The following is a 24,485-nucleotide window of genomic DNA, read 5'->3' on the forward strand; positions in this document are numbered from 1 at the left end:
CTTATCTGTTATAAATATATCACATTGTTGTAAGAATTTCAAGATGAAGACAAAACTCTAGTAAGATTTTGAACAATTTTTCAGAAATCTATACAAAAAAGCACCCCTAGGGCAAACCTGTGAGTACGTTGAAACGTTGATATAATCGTATTGATTAACGTTTTGAGTGCAGTGGTTGCCATCCAATCAAATGTCACTTCGCTTATTTTCTTGGGGCAACTATGCATAGCATATCTCTATGCGACTAAAGTCGCTAGAGCTAGCCTAATTGTGTACCGCCAGTTCTCATACAAAAAAACACCTTGCAAGTTGCAAAGTATTTTCGTTTGTATTGTGCTTCCCAGCAACGAATTAACGTTTTGAGAATTGTGAAGCTTTACGAGTTTTCTTAAGACCTGGTTTATGAAGCTCTAGTGGAGGAGTTAGAGTAGATGTTGCACTTATTCTTGCAATTTATCATATAAAAAAGTAGACGAATGTCTACTAGAAATGTTGAGGTTTGGCAAACGGCTGGTAATGATGATGCTATAGATTCCTTATCTCAAATACTGCCGTATTAATCCACTCGTTATTCATTTGAAAGTCATTTTCTATGATTTTACTAAAGGTAAAACCATTTTTTAAAAGCACTCTCTGAGAAGCCAGATTGTACGTTGCCGTCCCCGCGATAATCTTATGTAAACCATAAGTAGTAAAGGCCTTTTCTAAAACGAGTTTAACCGCTTCGCTGGCATATCCTAAATTAGTAACATTTTCTCCAATCCTATATCCAAGTTCTGCTGTTTTTCTATCCTTCCCTAAAACACTTAAATTGATTCTTCCAACCATAACACCTTGTGCATCTCTAATAAGATGCATGTAGACATCATGATTCTCTTGTTCCCTTAACAATTCCCTTGTAATTTCTTTAAAACTTTCTGAATCAAAATAGTGAGCTGGTCTAGGAGGTAAACTTCGCTCAAAATACTCTCTATTTTCTTTTTCAAAAGAATAAACATCTATGCTATTTTCTTCAGACATCAACTCTAAACTTATCATTGTAAACCATCTCCTATCATTCTCTAAACTCAAATTCACTCATGTTCACACAAAGTGACATTTACAAAATTTAAAGAGATATCTTAATTTTTTCATATCGTATCTGCATTATAACATAACATACTATGAAGAAAAATAATATCCATCAAGGGCCTCATAAATTCCAACATCTTGCTAAACAAGCAGGTTTTTCTCTTGAGGCCATTTCAGAAGCACTTACTCATAGTGACAAAGAAATTACAAAGACTTATGTTAATACTAAAGATGTAGTAAATCAAACTGTTGGTGAAATTGCATTTAGGAATCTTAAAAATTAGGTCAGGGAAATTTCAGGGAAATTCTCAGGGAAACTATAGATTTTTTGATAAAAAAAGACACCCAAGAGATAACTCTTGAATGTCTTGAAACGTTGATATAATCGTATTGATTAACGTTTTGAGAATTGTGAAGCTTTACGAGCTTTCTTAAGACCTGGTTTCTTACGTTCAACCATACGTGCATCACGAGTAAGAAGTCCAGCGCGTTTCAATGAATCGCGGAAATCTGGATCTACTTGAAGAAGTGCACGAGCGATACCGTGACGGATCGCACCTGATTGACCAGCGTATCCACCACCTACAACGTTAACGTGTACGTCGTATGAACCTTCAGTTGAAGTAACTGCAAAAGGTTGGTTGATAACGAGACGAAGGTCTGCGTGTGGGATGTATTCTTCTACATCTTTTTTGTTAACTGTGATTTTACCAGTACCTGGAACCAAACGTACGCGTGCAACGGCGTTTTTACGGCGTCCTGTACCTGCATATTGTGCTTGTGCCATTATATTAGTGCTCCTTTCCTCTTAGAATTAGATAAGTCCTGAGATATCAAGTACTTCTGGTTGTTGTGCAGCGTGAGTGTGCTCACCGCCAACGAAGACTTTCAATTTCATACCTTGTGCGCGTCCAAGAGTGTTGTGTGGAAGCATACCTTTAACTGATTTTTCGATCAAACGAACAGCATTTTTAGAACGAAGTTCACCTGCTGAGATTTGTTTCAATCCACCTGGATACATTGAGTGAGTGTAGTAGATCTTATCAGTTGCTTTTTTACCAGTCAATTTAACTTTTTCAGCATTGATAACGATTACGAAGTCACCTGTATCAGTGTGTGGTGTGAAAGTTGGTTTGTTTTTTCCGCGAAGTACGCTAGCAACTACTGCAGAAAGACGTCCAAGTGGCACATCAGTTGCGTCAACGACATACCATTTACGTTCAACTTGGCCTGGTTTAGCCATAAATGTTGTTTTGTTCATGATTTCTCCTATATATAGTTCGATTTTTGTTTACGAGTGATGGGTGTTCCTTCCCATCGAAAAGTATTTGGAAGGTTCCGGGGCCTTTCAAATGGGGTAAACAATACCGTTTAACATAATATCAAAAAAACACGTCCAAGGCAAGTCATTTGGAGGTGTTTTTTTGAATAAAGTTATTTCTTATTGAAATTTTTCACATCACTTTGTGACATTACATTATCTCCGGTAGCATATACGGTACCATCTGAGGAAAGAGCAACAATATGGTGAAATCCAGCACTGACTTGGATAATATTTGTCCATCCAGAAATATCATATTTTACACTACCACTATTCCTATGAGCTTCTACTACTGATCCGTCTCGTTTCAATCCTATTACATTAAACGCACCTGCACTTACCTGAGAAATATTATCCCATCCTTTCACTTGATCCAAAATTGAATTATAATCTGCAGAATGAGAATTCTTAACATCAGTCGCAACCACACTTCCATCAGATTTAACTCCAACAGAAAAATTGTGACCCGCACTTACCTGTACAATATCACTCCATTCAGAAACATCTAACGCCCCTGACGTAGAGGTGCCTGCAGAAACCACTGTTCCATCTTCTCTCAATCCGAGTATTGTTCCTTGTCCAACACTTATTTGTTTAATACTATCCCAAGATTCTACTTCTGAAAATTTTTCTTCAAATAATACTGAATTTACAACTACCGTTCCATCTTCTCTCAATCCAGCAATTAGGTCATCAGAAGTATCAGTATTTGTATCAATTTCTTTAATATTAGTCCAACCCATACTTGAGTTAGAGAAAGTCGACGATCTGGTTACTGTTCCATCTTTTAGTAAGGCTACATAACCATCACGTCCAACAGCAGCAATTTTCTGTACATTCGAAATATTTCCTTCTCCATAGCTACCAAATGGTTTTGTATATTCGAATTTACCATTTTCTCTTAGAACAAATGTCTTATTAAAGCCTGCATCTACTTGTTTAATTTTACTTGTCGCATATGCTGGCATACCCACAAAAAGACTTACCATCATCAAGGAGAGCAACACAATCTTTTTATTTTTTATAATAACACACCTCTTTTCTATCTAGCTTCTTTACCAATCGTAAAGACGGCCAAAGTATCTGGTCCGACGTGGGTAGAAATAACTGGCCCAAGTGGCATAATGAGAACTTGCTCAATGCCGTCAACTGCTAATAATTGTTCTTTTAGATTCTTCGCTGCTTCAATATCATTGGCATAAGCAACAATTGCTGTGCTATGTCCAATATCCTGGGTAGCTTGTAGGACCATTTCTTTAATAGCTTTTTTGCGTCCACGTATTTTGGCCAGAGGAACCAACTTACCTGAAGCGTCCAGCCAAAGAAGAGGCTTGATATTAATCAAACTACCAATAATGGCTGAGCTCTTAGAAAGGCGCCCCCCACGCATGAGATGGTAGAGATCATCAACTAAGAAATAGGTCCGTAAACGTGGCAGAATGTCCTCAATCATGGCTTTCGTTTCAGATAAGCTCTTACCTTGGTCACGAGCTTCTGCCGCCAAGATAGAGAGATAACCTTCCCCACCTGCTGCTGCCAGGGTATCTACAATCTCAATGACAGCTTCTGGGTACTCATCCAAAATCATGTCACGCGCTATAACAGCACTTTGATAAGTACCTGAAAGCACTGATGAGAAGGCAATATAGAGAAGAGCATCACCATTTTTAGCATGACGACGAAAAACCTCTTCAAATTGACCAACATTCACCTGGCTTGTGGTTGGCTGACTGCCTTCTTGCATACGTTCTAAGAGACGGTCACTCGTTAAACGGTTAGGGCCAACGGTCTCATAGGCAATATCATCAAGCGTGATGGTCAAACCAACGAGCTCTACCTTATTCTCCTGAGCCCAATTTTCATCTAGATCTGCTGTGGAATCTGTCAAAATGTTAAATGTCATAAATCCCTCTATTCTATTTCATTTAAAAGGTCCTGTAATTTCCCTAATTGTGCATCGTCCCAAGGACGTAGTTTTGGTGTCTTTAAGTCAATATGTGCCGACATCTTGTCTAAGTCAGACTTAACAGTATTGACACGCTCTTCCAACTCACGCGCCGAAACACGCAAAGCTCCTTGTGAAAAGATAGCCCACTGTTCATTTAAGTCACTAGTTGCTACTTCAACTAAATTTTGAACAGTATTCATCTCAGCCGCTGCGCGCTCAATATAGCTATCTGCTGTCTCATCTTCCTCAGTAAAAATAACACTGATACGATACTGATCATAACGCTGACGGCTCCCTGGAACAAACTGAGCATCAAACACACAGATAATATCAATATGTTCAAAGTTAGCATAATGATTGAGCTTACGAAGCAATGTTTCACGAGCTTCATCAAGCTGATTGGTCTTAAAAAGTTGACGGGTTTCTTGCCAAAAGGCAATCATATTATAACCATCAACTAGAAGTATTCTTTTTTTCATAGTTACAATCGGTTTCGATAAACTTCATACATGAGAACTGCAGCTGCCACACTGGCATTAAGGCTCTGCACATGACCACTCATAGGAATAGTAATCATCTCATCCACTTGTTTCTTGATGTTAGCAGAGATTCCCTTACCTTCATTACCAATGATAAGGGCAACCTTTCCAGCTGTGTTCCATTTATGAGATGGGGTGCCATCCATATCTGTTCCAAATACCCAGAAGCCTGCTTCTTTAAGTTTATCAAGAGTTTGGCTAAGATTGGTCACTCGGGCAATGGGAATATGTTCCACTGCCCCTGTTGATGTCTTGGCAACGACAGGTGTTACCCCCACAGCACGATGCTTAGGAATAATAACTCCTGTCACCTGAGTAGCATCAGCTGTACGTAGGATAGAACCAAAGTTATGAGGATCGTTAAGTCCATCTAAAATGAGGACTAGAGGATTCTCCTCTTGTTCAGCCTTGTCCATAATAACTGAGAGCTCAGAATAAGCGAACTCTGACACACGAAGAACAAAACCTTGATGCACAGCTCCACCTGTCATATCAGACAAGGTTTTCTTAGGTGTCCAAGAGATGGAAACCTTCTTTTCAGCTGCCAAAGCCTTAATGGCATCAACATTTTTCCCTCGAAGATCATCTTGAATATAGAGTTTATTTCCAGTATTTGCTTCCAGACTCTCTGTTACGGCATGCACACCATAAACAATGTCTAGACTTGATTCTTTAGTTGTTTTCATAAGCTAATTCTATCATAAAAAAAGCCCTCTTACGAGGGCAAAGCATGTTAAATAAATGTAATTGCTGCTAGGTAAAGCACTAGAAGAACGAGAACAACAGTTGCAGCAGCCAAAGCTTGCTTACCAATTGTATCTGGATCTGAGATTGATTCTGCAATCTTTCTCGCAGCTTGAGTAATGGTTTTACCTGCTGCTTGGAAGATATCAATTGAACCTGTGCTTGTTGAACTATTTCCAGAAATCGCTGAAGACCAACCACTCAAAACCTCAGCAATTTGTTCTGCCAATTGCTGTGTTAGTGCTCTAGTTGTCTCAGCCAACTCATTAACAGCCGTAGCTTGTATATGATTGGCGGTTTCAGTGTAGCTATTTGCACTGGTATTATAAGTAACCGGTACAGTCGTTGTTGTCGTTGTTGATGAATACTGATTCCTACGGTAACTATCCGGTGTCACTGGACGCTCACCTTCATTAAAGACGCTAAAAGTCTGTGTCAGGTAATGAATATTATTATTCGTATCAATCAACTCAAAGGTCATTTTATGAATACCAGTCGTTTGCTCTGCCAAATGGTAGGCACTCAAACCAGCATTGACCTCATCCAAAGTTCCTTCAACAAAGTAGCTATGATGAATTTGTTTGCCATCAAGGACTAGATTAAGGCCCTTAATCTTCTTACCTTCCATCTTGTTAACATCAAAGTTGACGTTAAAGATTTCACCACGTGCTAAATAAAGAATATCTGTATTCCCTGTAACAGCAGGTTGATCTTCAAGAAGCGCTCCAGTACTGTCTCGTTTTGGAACAACGGTATATACTTCAGAAGTGATTGGAGTCGCTAAGATTTCTGAGATGAGTCCATCCGTAAAGGTTACCTCTGACGAATAGGTCAAACTCTCACTTTGCAACATAGAAACCACTTCAGAAGTTTTAAAGACCTCAGAAGTTGATGATGAATCTTTCCAGCCAACCGTAAGGACAGTTAAGCTATCTTCTGAATTATTATTTAACTGACTCGTTTCTGGAGCCGTAGATGCAAGAGAGCTTGCAGTACTTGCAGACTCAGAAGCGACTTCAGAAGTTGCAATAGCTTGGCTAGTAGGAGTCGCACTTACAGATGTCGTATGAGAATCCAGTGAAGAATACTCTGATTTTTCAATAACTGCATGTGTATTTCCAGCAAGTTCAGATGTGTATAGTGTGCTTTCACTCTTATACATTGAAGTTACAGCTTGAGACTCTGCAGTCGCTGTAGCCTCACGAGACTTATCATAAGTAAGCACAATATTTGGTTTTGCTTGTTCAGAATCAGATGTTGAGTTTGCATCTCCTCGTTCAGACGCCGCTACTGATCGATCCTCACCAAAAGCTTGGGCACGAGCCTCTTCTGAATGAGGTGTCGTCGTAGAAACGCTAGTCTCCACGATATCAACTTGAGAATGTACCTCAAGAAGCCCCTCATCTGTCTCACTTGAAGAGACAACCATCAGTGACGTTGAGGTCACTACTGAACTTACTTGACTCGCTGGCTCTGCCTTAGCTCCTACTGAAGAAAGATCAGCCTGAGGAGCAACTGGAGCTGGTGCCTCACTATTAACATAATTTATTTTAGCTTCATCAGGTTTTACCTGAACCTCATCTGCTTTACCTGTTTGAAGCGTAAAGCTAGATAAAATCAAAGCAGCAAAAGTTGTATAGAAAACTTTTTTCTTAGCTATTTCCATTCACCTCCTCATTTTTTTATGGCCTCATTTACTAATATTATAGACTTTTTTTTTACTTTCTGTCAAATTAGTTTTATTAAAAAAACGCTATAATATCGGGGTTTTACACGTGTCAGACATCCCTTAATTTTCTCATTTTTAAGATGCTAAATATTAGTTTCATCTTATTTTTCATTGTCAAGACGCTGAATTACTTTGATTCTCAAATAATCTAAATGTTGAAACTCCGGCTAACTGTTACAATTTTTATAGCCTTTAAATAACAAAAAATCCTGCTCTCGGCAGAATTTTTAGATTTCTTTTTCAACTTCGTCAATACACCAAGCAATCAGTTCCTCTAAGCGAGCAATATCCTCTGTCATATGAAGATAGCCCATGACTGCTTCGAAGCCTGTTGACATTTTATAGGTAATAACATCTGTATTTTTAGCCTTGGTGTGACTATTCGCATTACGACCTCGTTTATAGATGTCTAGCTCTTTTTCAGTCAAAAGCTCTTGCTCTAGCATTTTTTCAATGAGACTAGCCTGGGCCTTAGCTGAAACATAACGTGTAGCTAGACGGTGCAGTTGATTTGGCTTGGTCTGACCTTGAAAAATCAGGTGACGGCGAATGTACAAGGAATAAACAGCATCTCCCTCAAAGGCGAGAGCAATGCCGTTAATAAGGTTGACATCAAGATGTTTAGTCACGTGTCCACCTCACGCCCTCCTTGGTATCAAGAAGTTTGATACCTTGAGCAGCCAACTCATCGCGAATACGGTCTGCTGTCGCAAAGTCCTTGTTAGCACGCGCCGCTTGACGTTCTTCAATGAGTTTTTCGATGTCTTCATCAAGGACTTCTTCTTCGAAAACAATACCGAAGACTTGGAGCATTTTTTCAAAAGCATCCTTAACGGTTTGATCATAATTGCCTGAATTAATCCATTTGGCCATGTCAAACAAAACAGTCACTCCATTTGCCGTATTAAAGTCATCATCCATAGCTTCTTGGAAGGCGTCAAGATAAGTTTGCAACTCAGCTTGATTCACCTGTTCTGTCAACGGAAGACTGTGGGTATTTTTCAAATACTTAAGATTAACTTCAGCATCATGGATAGCTTTTTCTGTAAAGTTAATTGGCTTACGGTACTGTTGTGTCGCTAGGAAGAAGCGAAGCACTTGACCATCAACCGTTTGAAGCATATCGTGAACGGTCACGAAGTTACCCAAGGATTTTGACATTTTTTCATTATCCACATTGACAAAACCATTATGCATCCAGTAGTTAGCGAAGGTCTTGCCAGTTTTGGCTTCTGATTGGGCAATTTCATTGGTATGGTGTGGAAACTCAAGGTCTGCCCCTCCACCATGAATATCGATAGTATCTCCAAGGATTTCAGTCGCCATAACAGAGCATTCGATGTGCCAACCAGGACGACCAGGTCCCCATGGGCTATCCCAAGAAACTTCTCCCTCTTTAGCAGCTTTCCAAAGGGCAAAATCTAGAGGATTTTCCTTACGTTCTGTTTCAGCATCCGTACGTCCGCTTGCACCAATTTCAAGATCTTCCAAGGTCTTGTTAGCCAATTTAGCATAGTTGTTTGACTTAGCTACTCGGAAGTAAACATCACCTTCAGAGACATAAGCGAATCCTTTGTCAACCAAGGTTGACACAAATGCAATGATTTCATCCATGTAGTTAATAACACGTGGATTTTGTGTCGCTGGTTTGATGCCAAGCTGTGCAGTATCTTCCATAAAAGCCGCGATAAACTTGTCCGACAATTCTTTAGTTGAAATGCCAGCTTCATTGGCTGCCTTGATGATCTTATCATCTACATCCGTAAAGTTAGAAATATAGTTGACTGTGTAGCCACAATACTCAAAATAACGACGAATAGTATCAAAAGCTACTGCTGAACGGGCATTTCCGATATGAATATAATTGTAAACTGTTGGTCCGCAGACATACATATTGACAACATTTTCTGTCAAAGGTACAAAATCACGGAGCGAACGCGTCATCGTATCATAAATTTTAATCACTAGAGATTCCTTTCAATTAACTGGAAACTATTTTTTATCCTTGATATGGTTTAGGTATAAACACAAGAGTATCACAAGAATGATAATCCATATAGCCGCAACTAGCTGACCTTGAGCCAAGAGAGACATAGCTGAAAGGAAACTCCCAACTATATAGAAGACCAAAAAAGGATTGTTTTTGAATAAATTTTTCATAACTCAAGTATTACTTGTGACGTTGCTTAAAAACAAGACCAGCCCATAAAAGAGCAATGCAAAACCACAAGGCTGCCATGCTATAGTCTGCTCTATGTAAAGCAATGTAAACAAGGGCAAGAGGGCCCACGACCGTCAATCGAGTCACCTTTGAACTAAAGAGTTTCATCGTTTCCTTTCCTTATAGCCGTGATGAGTGGAAGCTAGCTGCTTTTAGAAGGTCTTCTAGTTTTTCGCTATAGTATTCACGACCTTCTTCAATATCGTGGATAACTTCTTCGTCCTTTTGACCATGAACACGCACAACCTTAGCAGGAACACCAACGACTGTAACATCTTCTGGGACATCCGCAACAACCACAGCTGCCGCACCGACCTTAGAATTCTTTCCAATCTCAATAGGGCCTATGACCTGAGCATGGGCTGAAACCAAGGCACCCTCACGAACGGTTGGGTGACGTTTTCCGACATCTTTACCAGTACCACCTAAAGTGACACCGTGGTAAAGCATAGCACCCTTCTCCACAACAGCTGTCTCACCAATGACAAGTCCTGAGCCATGGTCAATGAAAACACCTTCAGCAATCTGAGCTCCTGGGTGAATCTCGATTTGAGTCCAGAAGCGCCAAAACTGACTATGCATACGCGCTAAAAGTCGACAATGGTGGCGCCAGAGAAAATGTGAGATACGATGAGCAGCCAAGGCTTTTAATCCAGGGTAGGTTAAAAGAACCTCCAGACTCGTCCGAGCTGCTGGGTCATTTTTCTTTACTATATCAATACTTTCTTTCCACCAACCCATTTAGGTCACTCCTTACATCATTATTGCTATTATTGTTTGTTGTGGCCCTATTATTTCTTTAAAGTGGAGAGCTGTGAACACTAAGTCTACTCGCTATCCCCTTCAAAATAAGACCAGTCGACTAACTCAGGCTGCTCATCAAACGGATTGATGACAATACCTTGAACCTTATCCAACTCATTTTCACCTGTTGAAGGCTGGTAAATTTCTGACAGTGGCCATTGTAAAATCGTCCCTTTAGCCTTACGGAAAGCTAGGCCAAAAGTTTCGTTACCGTACCATTTTGCAAAGCTCGTTAAGTTCGTAAACACAGGCACATAACTCTGTCCCTCTGCATTCGACATGGTCGCAAAGAAACGGTCATCCTGACCATCTTCCTCGCGTTTGTGAATGAAGGCTGGAACAAGATAAATCTTATCTTTGGAATCTGCCTTTTGATTTTCCTCACCCAAAAGATTATTTAAGGTCTGAGTGAAATAGTTGATAAACTGGATAAGTTCACTGCTTGCAAAAAGAGTGGTATTTGAGAAATCACCATCCTCTTTTAAATTGAAAGCAAGACCAAAAAGCTCTGCCTGAACCAGTTGTGTTAGGATATCTAAGCTTGAACGTTCTATCCAAGTCTGTTCTCGAGCACTCTCTTGAGTAGCTTTGAAAGATTGTAAGTCCTGTTCACTAGTGAAGACAGGAACAACCTTCTTGCCTTCCACTTCAACTGCGTAGAGGTCTTGGGCAGTCAAGACGGGAGTACGTTGTAGGTGATTAACCAAAGCCAGACTGGTCAAAAAGTGGTCTGGTTCCTTTAAAAATTCTTTTAGAGTTTCATCAAAAGCTTGCAATTCTTGATTTTCTGTCATTCTTCTATCTGTTCTTTCGTTTCTGATTTATCAGGATTTTTCGGTGCTTCACCATTTTCATTATGGTGGCGTGGTTTGTGATGAGAACGACGGCGGTGACGATGCTCTCCTTTATTTTCCCCGTCCTCAATCTTTTCAGGCTTAGGGAGCAAGGTCTTGATTGAGACATCGATACGTCCTTTTTCATCGATTTTGATAACTTTAACAGTTACCATATCCCCAACCTTAACCACATCTTCGACACGCTCAGTGCGTTCCCAAGCTAGTTCTGAGATGTGGACAAGAGCATCTGTCTTATTAAAGAGGTGGACAAAGGCACCGAACTTTTCAATACGCACAACTGGTACAGTGTAAACCTCTCCAACCTTAGCTTCACGTACAAGATCGGAGATGATAGCTTTAGCACGGTTAATGGCATCCTGATCACTAGAGAAAATCTGAACAAGACCTTCTTCATCGATATCAATAGTGACACCAGTCTCAGCGATAATCTTGTCAATTGTTTCGCCACCTTTACCAATGACGACCTTGATTTTATCAACAGGAATCTCAATACTGTCGATCTTAGGCGCTGTTGGAGCCAACTCTGGACGTGGCTCAGCGATTGCTGACTCAATAACATCAAGAATCTCAAAACGAGCTACCTTGGCTTGAGCCAAAGCTTCTTCGAGAATGGCTGGTGTAATTCCTGAAATCTTAATATCCATCTGAAGAGCTGTAATTCCTTGACGTGTACCAGCCACCTTAAAGTCCATATCACCAAAATGATCTTCTAAACCTTGAATGTCGGTTAAAACAGTGTAGTTAGTTCCATCTGAAATAAGACCCATGGCAATTCCCGCAACAGGTGCCTTAATTGGCACACCACCAGCCATAAGAGCCAAAGTGCCTGCACAAATAGATGCCTGTGAGGAAGAACCATTTGACTCCAAGACTTCGGCTACCAAACGGATAGCATATGGAAATTCTTCGATACTTGGGAGAACTTGAGCAAGAGCACGTTCTCCTAAAGCTCCGTGACCAATTTCACGACGGCCTGGTGCACCGTAACGCCCCGTTTCACCCACCGAATACTGAGGGAAATTGTAGTGGTGAAGAAAACGCTTCTTATACTCTGGATCCAAACCATCAACAAGTTGTGTTGCACTCATAGGAGCCAAGGTTAAGACTGATAAGGCCTGGGTTTGCCCACGCGTGAAGAGACCTGACCCATGAACCTTTGGCAGAAAATCAATTTCAGCATCCAAAGGACGAATTTCATCCACACGACGACCATCAGGACGAACCTTATCCTCGGTAATGAGACGGCGCACTTCAGCATGTTCCATCTGCTCAAGAATTTCTGCCACATCACGTAGAATGGTTTCCTTATCTTCATCTTCTGCAAAGCGTTCTTGATAAGAAGCGAGGACCTCTTCTTTAACAGCCTGGGTTGCTGCTTCACGCGCAAGTTTTTCTTCCACCTGAACAGCCTTAGCTAACTGATCATAATAAGCTGCTTCAATTTCAGACTTCAAATCAGCATCGACTTGGAGTAGTTCAACCTCGGCCTTTTCCTTACCAACAGCTGCAACAATATAATTTTGGAAATCAACCAACTCTTGAATAGCTTCATGTCCCTTCAAAAGTGCTTGCAACATGATGTCCTCTGACAATTCCTTGGCACCTGATTCGACCATATTGATGGCTTCCTTAGTACCTGCCACTGTCAAGTCTAACTGTGAAACTTCTTTATCTGATGCACTTGGGTTGATGATGAAATCTTCTGCTGCATAAGCCACTTGAACCCCAGCAATCGGACCATTGAATGGAATATCAGAAATAGAAAGAGCTAAAGAGCTGCCAAACATAGCTGCCATCGGAGCACTAGCATTCTCATCATAAGAGAGGACGGTGTTAATGACTTGAACTTCATTTCGGAAGCCTTCCGCAAACATAGGACGAATAGGACGGTCAATAAGGCGAGCAGTCAACGTGGCATCTGTTGAAGGACGACCCTCACGCTTGTTAAAGCCACCCGGGAACTTACCAGCTGCATACATTTTTTCCTCATAATTAACCTGTAAAGGAAAGAAATCTGCAGTTGCCATCTTTTTAGACATAACAGCTGTTGATAATACCGTTGTATCTCCATAACGCACGACGACAGCACCATTAGCCTGCTTGGCTACCTGCCCAACTTCAACGACAAGCGGGCGTCCTGCAAAGGTCATCTCAAAAGTTTGTTTAGCCATGTTTGATCCCTCTTTTTATCCATGACCAGCCCTTATAAAAACGAACCGGTCAACTTTATGTCATTCATTTGATATAACTTTCATTTTACCATAATATAGTCAAAAATGGCAGAGCTCCGACATAAGTTAGCAGCTAAGATTCCCTTTCTCTCAGATATTTAAGTCGTTTTGTGATATAATAAACACTTATGAGAGACAAAGGAATGACTATGAAAAAATTACAACACATCATTATGATTGCCTTAATCTTACTAGGCCTAGTAACACCTGCTCTAGCACAAGAACAGACAGATGACTTCAATGTTTCCGCTAAACATGCGATTGCTATCGAAGCAACTACAGGAAAAGTCCTCTATGAAAAGGACGCCACTACCCCTGATGGTGTGGCTTCAATGACTAAAATCCTAACAGCCTACATGGTCTATAAAGCAGTTGACCAAGGAAAAATTACCTGGGACACTGAAGTAGATATTTCAGACTATCCTTTCAACTTAACCGTTGACTCAGAAGTTTCAAATGTCCCACTGGATTCCCGAAAATACACTGTTAAACAACTCCTAGATGCCACCCTCATTTCTAGCGCTAACAGTGCTGCTATTGCTCTGGCTGAAAAAATCTCAGGATCAGAGAGTGCCTTTGTTGACACTATGACAGCCCAACTTAAAGAATGGGGCATTACAGATGCTAAATTATTTAACGCTTCTGGTCTAAATAATAAATATCTTGGGGATAACCGCTATCCTGGCTCAAAACCAGATGACGAGAATACGATGAGCGCCCTAGACGTTGCAATTATTGCGGACCACCTCATCAAAGACTATCCTCAGGTACTTGAAATCACCAAGCAAACCGAAACTGACTTCGAAGGTGACAACAAATTAACGACGCACAACTACATGTTGGAGGGGCAAGACAACTACCGTGAAGGCGTTGATGGACTCAAGACTGGAACAACCGAGCTTGCAGGGGCATCCTTTGTAGCCCACTCCAATGAAAATGGCATGAGTTTGATTACCGTTGTTATGAATGCGGACAATGGCGGAGAGGATGAAGCTGCTCGATTCACAGCCACAAATGAGTTGCTAGATTATGTGACTCAAAACTGGGAAATCAAAACCCTCAACACCAAAGGACAAATCATCAAGAAAAATGATATTAAGGTAGCCGATGGAGACCGTCAAACCATCTCTGCTAAGCTCGAGTCAGACCTTACAGTCATTCAAAAAATAAACAGCAAAAATGATGCTGTTAAAATCAAAGCAAAAACCATAACAGCACCTATCAAAAAAGGTGACACTATTGGAACAGCAACCTTTGATGATAAGAATCTCGTAGGAACAGGTTACATCTCTGATCCGCCTCAAATTTCGGTAACAGCCAACCAATCTATCAAGAAAAGTTTCTTCTTAAAAGTTTGGTGGAACCATATCGTTAATTTCTTTACAGGAAATAAGTAAACACAAAACTACCTTTTAGATATCAAAAGGTAGTTTTATCTTGCCTTCAAAATTAGTCCTGTTAGTAAATGCCCCTTCTCTACACCTTATGTTCCTCTCAAAATGTGGTATAATAAATATCCAAAACACATGAAGGAACAAACCATGAAAAAACTGATTACGCTTATGATGACCTTCTTACTCTGTCTGGGAAGCGTAGCCCCTGCTTTTGCAGCAGATAAGAAAAAAGGATATGATGCCGCAGCCAAACATGCCATCGCTGTTGAAGCTACTACTGGCAAAATTTTATACGAAAAAGATGCAACCATCTCTACGGGGATTGGCTCTATTACCAAGCTTCTAACAGCCTATATGGTTTATAAAGCGGTAGATCAGGGAGACCTCAAATGGAACAGCAAAGTTGACATTTCTGACTACCCATTTGAACTAACTGTCAGTGCCGGAGTATCTAATATTCCACTAGACGCCCGCAAATACACTGTCAAACAACTTCTTGACGCAACTCTTATTTCCAGTGCCAATAGTGCATCGATTGCTCTAGCCGAGGAAATCGGAGGAACCGAAAGTAAGTTTGTCGACATGATGAAAGCCCAACTTAAAGATTGGGGTATCACTGATGCCAAGATTGTCAATGCCTCTGGTCTCAATAATTCTTACTTAGGTGACAATATCTATCCAGGCTCTAAATCAGACGAAGAAAATACCATGAGTGCTAAAGATGTTGCTATCATTGCACAACACGTGGTGAAAGAATATCCTGAAATCCTCGATATCACTAAAAAAACTGAGGCTGATTTTGATGGTGTTAACAAACTTAAAACCTTCAACTATATGCTTAAGGGACAACCTAGTTACCGTAAAGGGGTGGATGGCCTAAAAACGGGAACCACTGATTTAGCCGGTGCTTCCTTCGTGGCCCACTCAGATGAAAGTGGTATGAGCATTATTACAGTCATTTTGAATGCTGATAATACCGATACTGATGACTACGCCCGTTTTACTGCAACCAATGACCTACTTAATTACGTGGTCTATCATTGGGAAAGCAAGACCATTGCCAAAAAAGGGCAAGCTATCGGTAAAAGTCAAGCCCATGTCCTTGATGGTAAATCTAAGCAAGTCACTGCTGTCGCTAAGTCTGACTTTAATATCATCCAAAAAATAGATGCTAACAATAGTAAACACATTAAAGTCACTACAAATCAAGTCCAAGCCCCCGTCAACTCAAGTAACAAGGTTGGAACGGCTACCTTTGAAGATAAGTCACTTGTAGGAGAAGGTTACTTGCCTAACCAAGGTATGCCTAGCATGGAGCTGGTTGCTGGTAAAGAAGTTAAGAAAAGCTTCTTCCTCAAGGTCTGGTGGAATCACTTTGTCAACTTTGTCAACGAAAAACTCTAATCATTACAGTCGAGCTTTGCTCGGCTTTTTCTTTTACCCCAACTTTACAGAAAGATTGACTCTATCTTGACTCCTATTGACACAACAAAAAGACAAACTACACCTGTAATCTGTCTTTTTGTTTGATTTTTACACTACTGTAAAGGTTAATTTATCTTTCGAGCAGCCGATCTTAAGGGTTTGTCCACTAACTACTTGGCCACCTAGTAAGAGCTCAGATAACTTATCCTCCACCTGAGTTTGAATCGTGCGACGTAATGGACGAGCACCCATCTCAACATCATAGCCATCTTTAGCTAAATGTTTGAGGGCAGCTGGTTGGAATTTCAAGTCAATCCCTTTTTCAGCCAAAGCTGATACCAACGGTTTTACCATAATCTTGACAATCTCACGAAGCTGCTCTTCCTCTAAACTATGGAAGACAACCTTTTCATCAATACGGTTGATAAACTCTGGGCGGTAGGCCTTCTTAAGTTCTTCCATGATACGTGACTGCATAGCTTGGTGATTATGAGAAATGTCTTGGACTCCAAAACCAACAGTCTTATCATCACGAAGAGCAGTAGCTCCCAAATTCGAAGTCATAATGATAATGGTATTTGAGAAGTCAACTTTACGACCTCGACTATCCGTCAAGACACCGTCATCCAAAACCTGTAAGAGAATATTGAAAATATCTGGGTGAGCCTTTTCCACCTCGTCAAAGAGAAGAACTGAGTAAGGCTTATTACGAACTTTTTCTGTTAACTCACCGCCCTCATCGTATCCAACATAACCTGGAGGAGCACCGTTAAGTCGGCTAGCCGCAAATTTTTCCATGTATTCTGACATGTCAAAGCGAAGCAAAGCTGACTCATCATCAAAGAGAACTTCCGCCAATGCCTTGGCCAATTCTGTCTTACCAACACCAGTAGGTCCAAGGAACATGAAGGAACCAATAGGACGTTTTCCAGTACGAATACCTGACTGGTTACGACGAATAGCACGACTAATCGCTGAAACTGCTTCGTCTTGACCAATAACACGTTTGTGAAGCTCTGCCTCCAGATTCAAGTAACGCTTGCTATCTGCCTGAGTCATCTTCTCAACAGGAATACCTGATAGACGACTAAGGGTTTGCATAATCTGATCCTCATCTACCAAGGCAGGTTTTGGTAATTTTGCTTTTTGGCTAGCCTTATATTGTTTAACAGCAGACTTCATATCACCAGATAGAAGCGCTTCATCCAAAGGCGTTATCTCACGTTTGGCTTCTTTTTTAATACGACCTTGAACAGTTGCACTCGCTTCATCTAAAAGGTCAATGGCAGAGTCAGGCAAGTTTTTACTCGTCAAATAACGATGCGCCGCCTTGACCGCTGTCTCAACCGCTTCATCAGTAATCGTTACACGATGATAGTCTTCATAAGACGAACGTAGGCCTTTTAGAATATCAATCGCCTCGGCTACACTTGGCTCCTCAATTGTAATCTTAGCAAAACGACGAGAAAGAGCTGCATCTTTTTCAATATGCTTTTGATACTCTGCTTGAGTGGTAGCTCCAACCATATGAAGAGTTCCACGAGCTAGAGCAGGTTTCAAAATATTTGCCGCATCCAAGGTACTATCAATACCTGAACCAGAACCAATAATCGTATGCAGTTCGTCAATAAAGAGAATGATTTTTCCATCAGCTTCAATCTCATCAATGATTTGATTCATACGCTCTTCGAAATCACCACGGAAACGTGTTCCTGCAACAACGCTCATCATATCAAGCTCTAAGATACGCATATCAGCCAATTCAAAAGGTACCTCGCCTGAAGCAATACGTTGCGCTAAACCAAGAGCAAGTGCAGTCTTACCGACACCAGCTTCACCTACCAAGACAGGATTATTCTTCGTTTTACGACTCAAAACCTGAATCATGCGTGAAATTTCTTCATCGCGTCCAATAACGGGATCAAGATTTCCTGACTCTGCTACTGCAGTTAAGTCTTTGGTATAATCCGCCAGTTCACCAGTAGATGATTGAGGAGGCTGCATCATATTGGCAAAATTCCCAGCTGCTTTTGATTTCTTAGGTTTACGAAGATCGTGAATTGCCTTCAAATCTTGCTTACTAAGACCAGCATAACGCTCCAAAGAACGTCGTAAATCTATGATGCGAGGTTTATCGCTATCGTCTTTATATTGAAAACCAGCAACTTCAAGGAGGCGACAAACCATTAAATCCTTATGAAGGAGGAAGGCCATCAGTACGTGTTCAGACCCTACCTCTACAGCACCTGTCACACTAGCAATTCCCTGCGCCTCTTGCAACATAGCCTCTAGCGCATGTGACTGTGCACGTAAATCGATAATATCTGATTCAGACAAGTCTTTTGGACTCTTCTCCATAGCCAATACAGCAGCTGTCTCAATCTCTTCCGAATGAATACGGTCCTCAAAATCAGTAAATGTTAAGTAGGCTACAGATCCCGGAACCTCAACCATAGCCAGAAGCACATGCCAAGTCTCCAAGAAAGGACTTCCAAAACGCTCCGCTTCAAGCTGAGCACGATGGAAAATGGCCTGCATTTTTCTTGAATATGTCGTCATCTAATTTCCTTTTCTATCCAATCTAAGTAATAGCGAGCGTAGAATACGCGAACGAATAGTAGCCGCATCTTCGCCTAAAACATCATCACTAGCAGTCGCTAAAATCAAATTTCCCTCACGCTCAGTGATAATCTTTTCATCAAAAAGCAACTGAATGAGGTCTGTAAAGACTTGCTCGCTGAGCTGATCTGCCAAATTTTGCAGCAAATCATTAATCATATGGTGTTTGTCGGAGAATCTAACTTTGACAATGCGAATATAGCCGCCACCACCACGTTTACTCTCAACAATATACCCACGACTCTCTGTAAAACGAGTCTTGATAACATAGTTAATCTGACTTGGTACAACTTGAAAAGCATCGGCCAAGTTCGAGCGTTGAATCTCAGCAGTTCCAGACTGGCCCAGCAATTCTTTAATATATTCTTCTATACTATCTGATGTATTTCTTGCCATCTTAATTCCTCCAATCTAATTTGACTATAACTGACTATTATTATACCAAAAATGTTAGCACATGGGAAACTATACTCTCGAAAAGCTTTTTAAAGTTGTCATTAGAGATTATATAAGATACAATAAATAAGACTAAAAATAGTAGGTACCTCAGTTTTTACTGAAATATCCTGAACACCTTGATAAAACTCACTCTCCTTGAATTTTATCTCTCATTCTATTTCCTTATGAAAGGTTACTCATGAAATACATCATTTCATTCTTAATCTCTATGATTCCCCTTGTTGAACTTCGCGGAGCAGTTCCTGTCGCTATCGCCTCAGGTATTCCTTGGTGGCAGGCCCTCGTTCTTTGTGTGATTGGGAACATGCTTCCAGTTCCAATTATTTTCTTCTTCGCCCGCCGTGTTCTCGAGTGGGGTGCTGACAAACCTCTTATCGGTGGCTTCTTTACCTGGTGTCTAAAAAAAGGTCACAGCGGTGGTCAAAAACTTGAAAAAGCTGCTGGAGACAAGGGTGTCTTCTGGGCCCTTCTGCTCTTTGTAGGAATCCCACTTCCAGGAACAGGAGCTTGGACTGGTACGCTCGCCGCATCTATCCTAGACTGGGACTTTAAGCGCAGTGTTCTAGCTGTTATGCTCGGAGTCATCCTTGCAGGTATCATTATGGGAACTCTCTCTCTTCTATTTGGAGTAAACACCCTTGCTCATTAATAGAAATGTTTAGACGTCTGGGGTATGCTCAGACGTTTTCTAATTACAACAAAAAGAAGTTACGATTCATTCACGTAACTTCTTTTCTTTTTATCTAGCAACTAGAATTAGTTGTTAAGGGCTGCTGCCATTGTAGCTGCAACTTCTGATTCAAAGTCGTTAGATGCTTTTTCAATACCTTCACCAACTTCAAAGCGAACGAATTCTACTACTGAAGCGTTTACTGATTCAAGGTAAGCTTCAACTGTTTTGCTGTCGTCCATGATGTAAACTTGAGCAAGAAGAGTGTAAGCTTGGTCAACTTTAGTGTTGTCAAGCAAGAAGCGGTCCATTTTACCTGGGATGATTTTATCCCAGATTTTTTCTGGTTTACCTTCAGCAGCCAACTCAGCTTTGATATCTTCTTCAGCTTGAGCAAGAACAGCATCAGTCAATTGAGCTTTAGAACCATATTTAAGGTGTGGAAGAGCTGGTTTGTTAACCATAGCACGGCTTTCGTTATCTTGATCGATAGCGTGGTTAAGTTGTGCCAATTCATCTTTAACAAATTGTTCGTCCAATTCAGTGTATGAAAGAACAGTTGGTTTCATCGCTGCAATGTGCATTGAGATTTGTTTTGCAAGAGCATCGTCTCCACCTTCGATAACTGAAACAACACCGATACGTCCACCGTTGTGTTGGTAAGCTCCGAAGTGTTGTGCATCAGTTTTCTCAACAACTGCAAAACGACGGAATGAAATCTTTTCACCGATAGTAGCTGTAGCAGTTACGTATGCAGCTTCAAGAGTTTCACCTGAAGGCATAGTCAATGCAAGTGCTTCTTCATTGTTAGCTGGTTTACCTTCAGCAATTACTTTAGCTGTTTCGTTTACCAACTCAACGAATTGAGCGTTCTTCGCAACGAAGTCAGTTTCAGCGTTAACTTCAACAACTGCTGCAACGTTACCGTTAACGTAAACACCAGTCAAACCTTCAGCTGCAACACGGTCAGCTTTCTTAGCTGCTTTAGCCATACCTTTTTCGCGAAGCAATTCAATCGCTTTTTCGATATCACCTTCAACTTCAACCAATGCTTTTTTAGCGTCCATGACACCAGCACCAGATTTTTCACGCAATTCTTTAACAAGTTTAGCTGTAATTTCTGCCATTTTGTTTTTCTCCAAATTTATTTTATCAAACTAAGGGGCAGGGCTGAGCCCCGCCCCTTAGGTGTTTGTCGTATCTTTAGTGGGCATTGAGCCCAAACCAATCTTAAAGATTAGTTGTTGTCACCTTCGACAACTTCAACGATTTCTTCGATTGAATCAGCTGCAGCTGCTTCTTGGAAATCTGCAGAAGCATCTTCACCTTGGTTACCTTCGATGATAGCATCAGCCATTTTTGAAGTGATCAATTTAACGGCACGGATAGCGTCATCGTTAGCTGGGATGATTACATCGATCTCATCTGGATCAGCGTTTGTATCAACCATCGCTACAACTGGGATACCAAGTTTTTTAGCTTCTTTAACAGCGATTTGTTCTTTGTGTGGGTCAACGATGTAGATTACATCTGGAATGCGAGGCATATCTTCGATACCACCCAAGAATTTTTCAAGACGTGCACGTTGTTTGTTAAGAAGTGCAACTTCTTTCTTAGGAAGAACTTCGAAAGTTCCATCAGCTTCCATTTGTTTGATTTCTTTCAAACGAGCGATACGTTTTTGGATAGTATCCCAGTTTGTAAGAGTACCACCCAACCAACGGTGGTTGATGTAGTATTGACCAGCACGAGTTGCTTCTTCAGCTACTGCTTCAGCTGCTTGTTTTTTAGTACCAACGAACAAGATTACTGCATCGTTAGCTGCTGCTTCACGAACGAATTCGTAAGCTGTATCAGCCATTTTTACAGTTTGTTGCAAGTCGATAACGTGGATTCCGTTACGTTCTGTGAAGATGTACTTAGCCATCTTAGGATTCCAGCGACGAGTTTGGTGACCGAAGTGAACACCAGCCTCAAGAAGTTGTTTCATTGAAATTACTGCCATGAGTATTTCTCCTTAAAAATTGTTTTTTCCTCTTCTAAGCTTTAGACTTGCAGTCCCACCCTGCGGCAACAAGACCACAATCGGCTTAGAATGAGTATTTGTCACTTTACGCAACTATAGTATTTTATCAAAAAAAGTGACATTTGACAAGCTCTAAAATCAGGCTAATCATTAGAAAAAATCCACCCGCATTAAAATTGCAATCGTTTTCTTTGAGGTTGATAAGTATTTCGTTTATAATTAGGCTATCAAAAATAGAGGAGGACATTATTTTGTCATTAGTCGGAAAAGAAATTATTGAATTTTCAGCACAAGCTTATCACAACGGGGAATTCATTACTGTTACAGATGAAGATGTTAAGGGAAAATGGGCTGTTTTCTGCTTCTACCCTGCAGATTTCTCATTTGTCTGCCCAACTGAACTCGGTGACCTTCAAGAACAATATGAAGCTCTTAAATCTCTTGGTGTAGAGGTTTACTCTGTCTCTACTGACACTCACTTTGTTCACAAAGCTTGGCATGATGACTCAAATGTTGTTGGAACTATTACTTACCCTATGATTGGAGATCCTTCACACCACATCTCACAAGGCTTTGATGTTCTTGGGGAAGATGGTCTCGCACAACGTGGTACATTTATCATTGATCCAGATGGCGTTATCCAAATGATGGAAATTAACGCTGATGGTATTGGACGTGATGCAAGCACTCTTATTGATAAAGTTCGTGCTGCTCAATATATTCGCCAACATCCAGGTGAAGTTTGTCCAGCCAAATGGAAAGAAGGAGCTGAAACACTTACTCCTAGCTTAGATCTTGTAGGTAAAATTTAACAACCAGGGGGTATCCATGGTCTTAGATAAAGAAATCAAGACGCAATTAGCACAATATTTAAATTTACTAGAATCTGATATTGTATTACAAACAGACTTAGGGGATGACGATAATTCTCGAAAAGTAAAAGAATTTCTTGACGAGATTGCCGCTATGTCTGACCGCATTAGTCTTGAATCAACACATTTAAAACGTCAACCTAGTTTTGGTATTGCACAAAAAGGGCAAAAAAGTCGTGTTATTTTCTCAGGCTTACCAATGGGCCACGAATTCACATCTTTCATTTTAGCTCTCTTGCAAGTTTCTGGTCGTCCACCTAAAGTTGATGAGGACACTATCGAACGTATCAAGAAGATTGATAAACCCATCGATTTAGAAACTTATGTTTCATTAACATGTCACAATTGTCCGGACGTTGTTCAAGCCTTTAATATAATGGCTGTTTTGAACCCAAATATCACTCACACCATGATTGAAGGTGGTATGTATCAGGATGAGGTCAAAGCCAAAGGTATCATGTCTGTTCCTACGGTTTACAAAGACCAAGAAGAATTTACATCTGGTCGTGCAACCATTGAACAGCTTGTAGAAAAATTAGACGGACCACTTGATGCTGATGCTTTCGCTGATAAAGGTGTCTATGATGTTTTGGTTATTGGTGGTGGTCCTGCTGGAAACAGTGCGGCCATCTATGCTGCCCGTAAAGGTTTAAAAACTGGTCTTTTAGCAGAAACCTTTGGTGGACAAGTTATCGAGACAGTCGGCATTGAGAACATGATTGGTACGCTATATACAGAAGGTCCTAAGTTAATGGCCCAAGTTGAGGAGCATACGAAATCTTATGATGTTGATATCATCAAAAGTCAATTAGCTACTGGCATTGAGAAGAAAGAACTTATTGAAGTGACACTGGCTAACGGTGCCGTTTTAAAATCCAAAACTGCTATCCTAGCTCTCGGAGCCAAATGGCGTAATATCAACGTTCCTGGCGAGGAAGAATTCCGCAATAAAGGGGTTACTTACTGTCCACACTGCGATGGTCCACTATTTGAAGGGAAGAATGTTGCAGTTATTGGTGGTGGTAACTCAGGTTTGGAAGCGGCTTTAGATTTAGCTGGTATCACTAAACATGTTACGGTCTTAGAGTTCTTACCTGAATTAAAGGCAGATCAAGTCTTACAAGAAAGAGCTGCTAAAACTGATAATCTAACCATTCTTAAGAACGTTGCAACCAAAGAAATTGTTGGTCAAGATCATGTAACTGGTTTGAATTACGTTGAGCGTGATACAAACGCAGAAAAACATCTTGATCTTGAAGGTGTCTTTGTTCAAATTGGTCTTGTACCAAGTACTGCTTGGCTCAAAGATAGTGGCATTGAACTCAATGAGCGCCAAGAAATTATCGTTGATAAATTTGGTTCAACAAATATCCCTGGTATTTTTGCTGCAGGTGACTGTACAGATAGCGCCTACAAGCAAATCATTATCTCCATGGGGTCTGGTGCTACAGCTGCTATTGGAGCCTTTGATTACTTGATTAGACAATAATCAACACTAACATGTTAGTAATCAATCTACAACAGTTATAATTAATATGAAGAGGTTGAATGTCTT

22 protein-coding genes and 1 pseudogene are annotated in these 24,485 nt (G+C 40.7%); 6 read left to right on the top strand and 17 right to left on the bottom strand.

Features of this window, described 5'->3' with window-relative positions:
* Positions 1–525 precede the first annotated feature (525 nt).
* Positions 526–1,038 carry a GNAT family N-acetyltransferase gene (locus HMPREF2637_RS04550; protein ID WP_049545171.1) on the bottom strand — a complete coding sequence of 171 codons (513 nt, stop codon included), beginning with the start codon at positions 1,036–1,038 and terminating at the stop codon, positions 526–528.
* Between the two features lie 152 nt (positions 1,039–1,190).
* Between HMPREF2637_RS04550 and HMPREF2637_RS04555 the strand changes: the two are divergent.
* Positions 1,191–1,355: pseudogene (locus tag HMPREF2637_RS04555) on the top strand (site-specific integrase); the annotation flags it as partial.
* Positions 1,356–1,465: 110 nt separating this feature from the next.
* Here the strand turns inward: HMPREF2637_RS04555 and rpsI are convergent.
* The 12 genes from rpsI to pnp all read right to left on the bottom strand — a co-directional run bounded on the left by rpsI (position 1,466) and on the right by pnp (position 13,405).
* Positions 1,466–1,858, bottom strand: a complete 393-nt coding sequence (gene rpsI, locus HMPREF2637_RS04560; RefSeq protein WP_002888293.1) for a 30S ribosomal protein S9 — start codon at positions 1,856–1,858, stop codon at positions 1,466–1,468.
* A 27-nt stretch (positions 1,859–1,885) separates the two neighbouring features.
* On the bottom strand, positions 1,886–2,332 hold the full coding sequence (rplM, locus tag HMPREF2637_RS04565; RefSeq protein ID WP_002886374.1) for a 50S ribosomal protein L13: 447 nt from the start codon (positions 2,330–2,332) through the stop codon (positions 1,886–1,888).
* A gap of 173 nt (positions 2,333–2,505) precedes the next feature.
* Entirely contained in the window at positions 2,506–3,399 is an 894-nt protein-coding gene (locus HMPREF2637_RS04570) for an RCC1 domain-containing protein (RefSeq protein ID WP_014633790.1), read from the bottom strand.
* A 35-nt stretch (positions 3,400–3,434) separates the two neighbouring features.
* Entirely contained in the window at positions 3,435–4,295 is an 861-nt protein-coding gene (locus HMPREF2637_RS04575) for a DegV family protein (RefSeq protein ID WP_064524504.1), read from the bottom strand.
* Between the two features lie 8 nt (positions 4,296–4,303).
* Positions 4,304–4,819: an NYN domain-containing protein gene (locus tag HMPREF2637_RS04580; protein WP_002889631.1), complete on the bottom strand. Its 516-nt coding sequence runs from the start codon at positions 4,817–4,819 to the stop codon at positions 4,304–4,306.
* Between the two features lie 2 nt (positions 4,820–4,821).
* Positions 4,822–5,565 (bottom strand): 23S rRNA (guanosine(2251)-2'-O)-methyltransferase RlmB, encoded by a 744-nt coding sequence (rlmB, locus tag HMPREF2637_RS04585; protein WP_002886369.1) that lies wholly within the window; start codon positions 5,563–5,565, stop codon positions 4,822–4,824.
* 47 nt (positions 5,566–5,612) lie between these two features.
* Positions 5,613–7,289 carry a hypothetical protein gene (locus HMPREF2637_RS04590; protein WP_048675192.1) on the bottom strand — a complete coding sequence of 559 codons (1,677 nt, stop codon included), beginning with the start codon at positions 7,287–7,289 and terminating at the stop codon, positions 5,613–5,615.
* Positions 7,290–7,579: 290 nt separating this feature from the next.
* Positions 7,580–7,981, bottom strand: coding sequence for a Mini-ribonuclease 3 (locus HMPREF2637_RS04595; protein WP_002886359.1), 402 nt, complete (start codon positions 7,979–7,981; stop codon positions 7,580–7,582).
* Positions 7,974–9,317 carry a cysteine--tRNA ligase gene (cysS, locus tag HMPREF2637_RS04600; RefSeq protein ID WP_064524501.1) on the bottom strand — a complete coding sequence of 448 codons (1,344 nt, stop codon included), beginning with the start codon at positions 9,315–9,317 and terminating at the stop codon, positions 7,974–7,976. The genes HMPREF2637_RS04595 and cysS overlap by 8 nt, the downstream gene beginning before the upstream one ends.
* A gap of 376 nt (positions 9,318–9,693) precedes the next feature.
* Positions 9,694–10,314 (bottom strand): serine O-acetyltransferase, encoded by a 621-nt coding sequence (gene cysE / locus HMPREF2637_RS04605; protein ID WP_014633706.1) that lies wholly within the window; start codon positions 10,312–10,314, stop codon positions 9,694–9,696.
* Between the two features lie 86 nt (positions 10,315–10,400).
* Positions 10,401–11,171 carry an SseB family protein gene (locus HMPREF2637_RS04610; protein WP_064524499.1) on the bottom strand — a complete coding sequence of 257 codons (771 nt, stop codon included), beginning with the start codon at positions 11,169–11,171 and terminating at the stop codon, positions 10,401–10,403.
* Positions 11,168–13,405, bottom strand: coding sequence for a polyribonucleotide nucleotidyltransferase (gene pnp, locus HMPREF2637_RS04615; RefSeq protein ID WP_064524498.1), 2,238 nt, complete (start codon positions 13,403–13,405; stop codon positions 11,168–11,170). Before pnp ends, HMPREF2637_RS04610 begins: the two co-directional genes overlap by 4 nt.
* 209 nt (positions 13,406–13,614) lie before the next feature.
* Here pnp and pbp3 (HMPREF2637_RS04620) point away from each other — a divergent pair, with 209 nt between their 5' ends.
* A complete protein-coding gene (gene pbp3, locus HMPREF2637_RS04620; RefSeq protein ID WP_048675180.1) occupies positions 13,615–14,862 on the top strand; it encodes a D-alanyl-D-alanine carboxypeptidase PBP3 in 1,248 nt (415 codons plus the stop codon).
* A 144-nt stretch (positions 14,863–15,006) separates the two neighbouring features.
* Positions 15,007–16,263, top strand: a complete 1,257-nt coding sequence (gene pbp3 / locus HMPREF2637_RS04625) for a D-alanyl-D-alanine carboxypeptidase PBP3 (RefSeq protein WP_070839246.1) — start codon at positions 15,007–15,009, stop codon at positions 16,261–16,263.
* 129 nt (positions 16,264–16,392) lie between these two features.
* Here pbp3 (HMPREF2637_RS04625) and HMPREF2637_RS04630 read toward each other — a convergent pair whose 3' ends face one another.
* Positions 16,393–18,843 (bottom strand): ATP-dependent Clp protease ATP-binding subunit, encoded by a 2,451-nt coding sequence (locus tag HMPREF2637_RS04630; protein WP_064524496.1) that lies wholly within the window; start codon positions 18,841–18,843, stop codon positions 16,393–16,395.
* Positions 18,844–19,299 carry a CtsR family transcriptional regulator gene (locus HMPREF2637_RS04635; RefSeq protein ID WP_064524495.1) on the bottom strand — a complete coding sequence of 152 codons (456 nt, stop codon included), beginning with the start codon at positions 19,297–19,299 and terminating at the stop codon, positions 18,844–18,846.
* Between the two features lie 241 nt (positions 19,300–19,540).
* On the opposite strand from HMPREF2637_RS04635, the gene HMPREF2637_RS04640 reads away from it, so the two are divergent.
* The gene (locus tag HMPREF2637_RS04640; protein ID WP_064524494.1) at positions 19,541–20,011 is read left to right on the top strand and encodes a COG2426 family protein; all 471 of its coding nucleotides are present in this window, start codon (positions 19,541–19,543) and stop codon (positions 20,009–20,011) included.
* Between the two features lie 107 nt (positions 20,012–20,118).
* Here HMPREF2637_RS04640 and tsf read toward each other — a convergent pair whose 3' ends face one another.
* Both tsf and rpsB read right to left on the bottom strand, forming a co-directional pair.
* A complete protein-coding gene (gene tsf / locus HMPREF2637_RS04645; protein ID WP_002886343.1) occupies positions 20,119–21,159 on the bottom strand; it encodes a translation elongation factor Ts in 1,041 nt (346 codons plus the stop codon).
* A gap of 110 nt (positions 21,160–21,269) precedes the next feature.
* A complete protein-coding gene (gene rpsB, locus HMPREF2637_RS04650; RefSeq protein WP_002886342.1) occupies positions 21,270–22,037 on the bottom strand; it encodes a 30S ribosomal protein S2 in 768 nt (255 codons plus the stop codon).
* Between the two features lie 272 nt (positions 22,038–22,309).
* Between rpsB and ahpC the strand changes: the two genes are divergently transcribed.
* Together ahpC and ahpF are read left to right on the top strand one after the other, a co-directional pair.
* Positions 22,310–22,870 (top strand): alkyl hydroperoxide reductase subunit C, encoded by a 561-nt coding sequence (gene ahpC, locus HMPREF2637_RS04655; protein WP_064524492.1) that lies wholly within the window; start codon positions 22,310–22,312, stop codon positions 22,868–22,870.
* Between the two features lie 16 nt (positions 22,871–22,886).
* The gene (gene ahpF, locus HMPREF2637_RS04660) at positions 22,887–24,419 is read left to right on the top strand and encodes an alkyl hydroperoxide reductase subunit F (protein WP_004182171.1); all 1,533 of its coding nucleotides are present in this window, start codon (positions 22,887–22,889) and stop codon (positions 24,417–24,419) included.
* Positions 24,420–24,485 lie beyond the last annotated feature (66 nt).

Origin of the sequence: Streptococcus sp. HMSC065H07 (assembly GCF_001837325.1) — a bacterium.
Taxonomy (GTDB): domain Bacteria; phylum Bacillota; class Bacilli; order Lactobacillales; family Streptococcaceae; genus Streptococcus; species Streptococcus salivarius_H.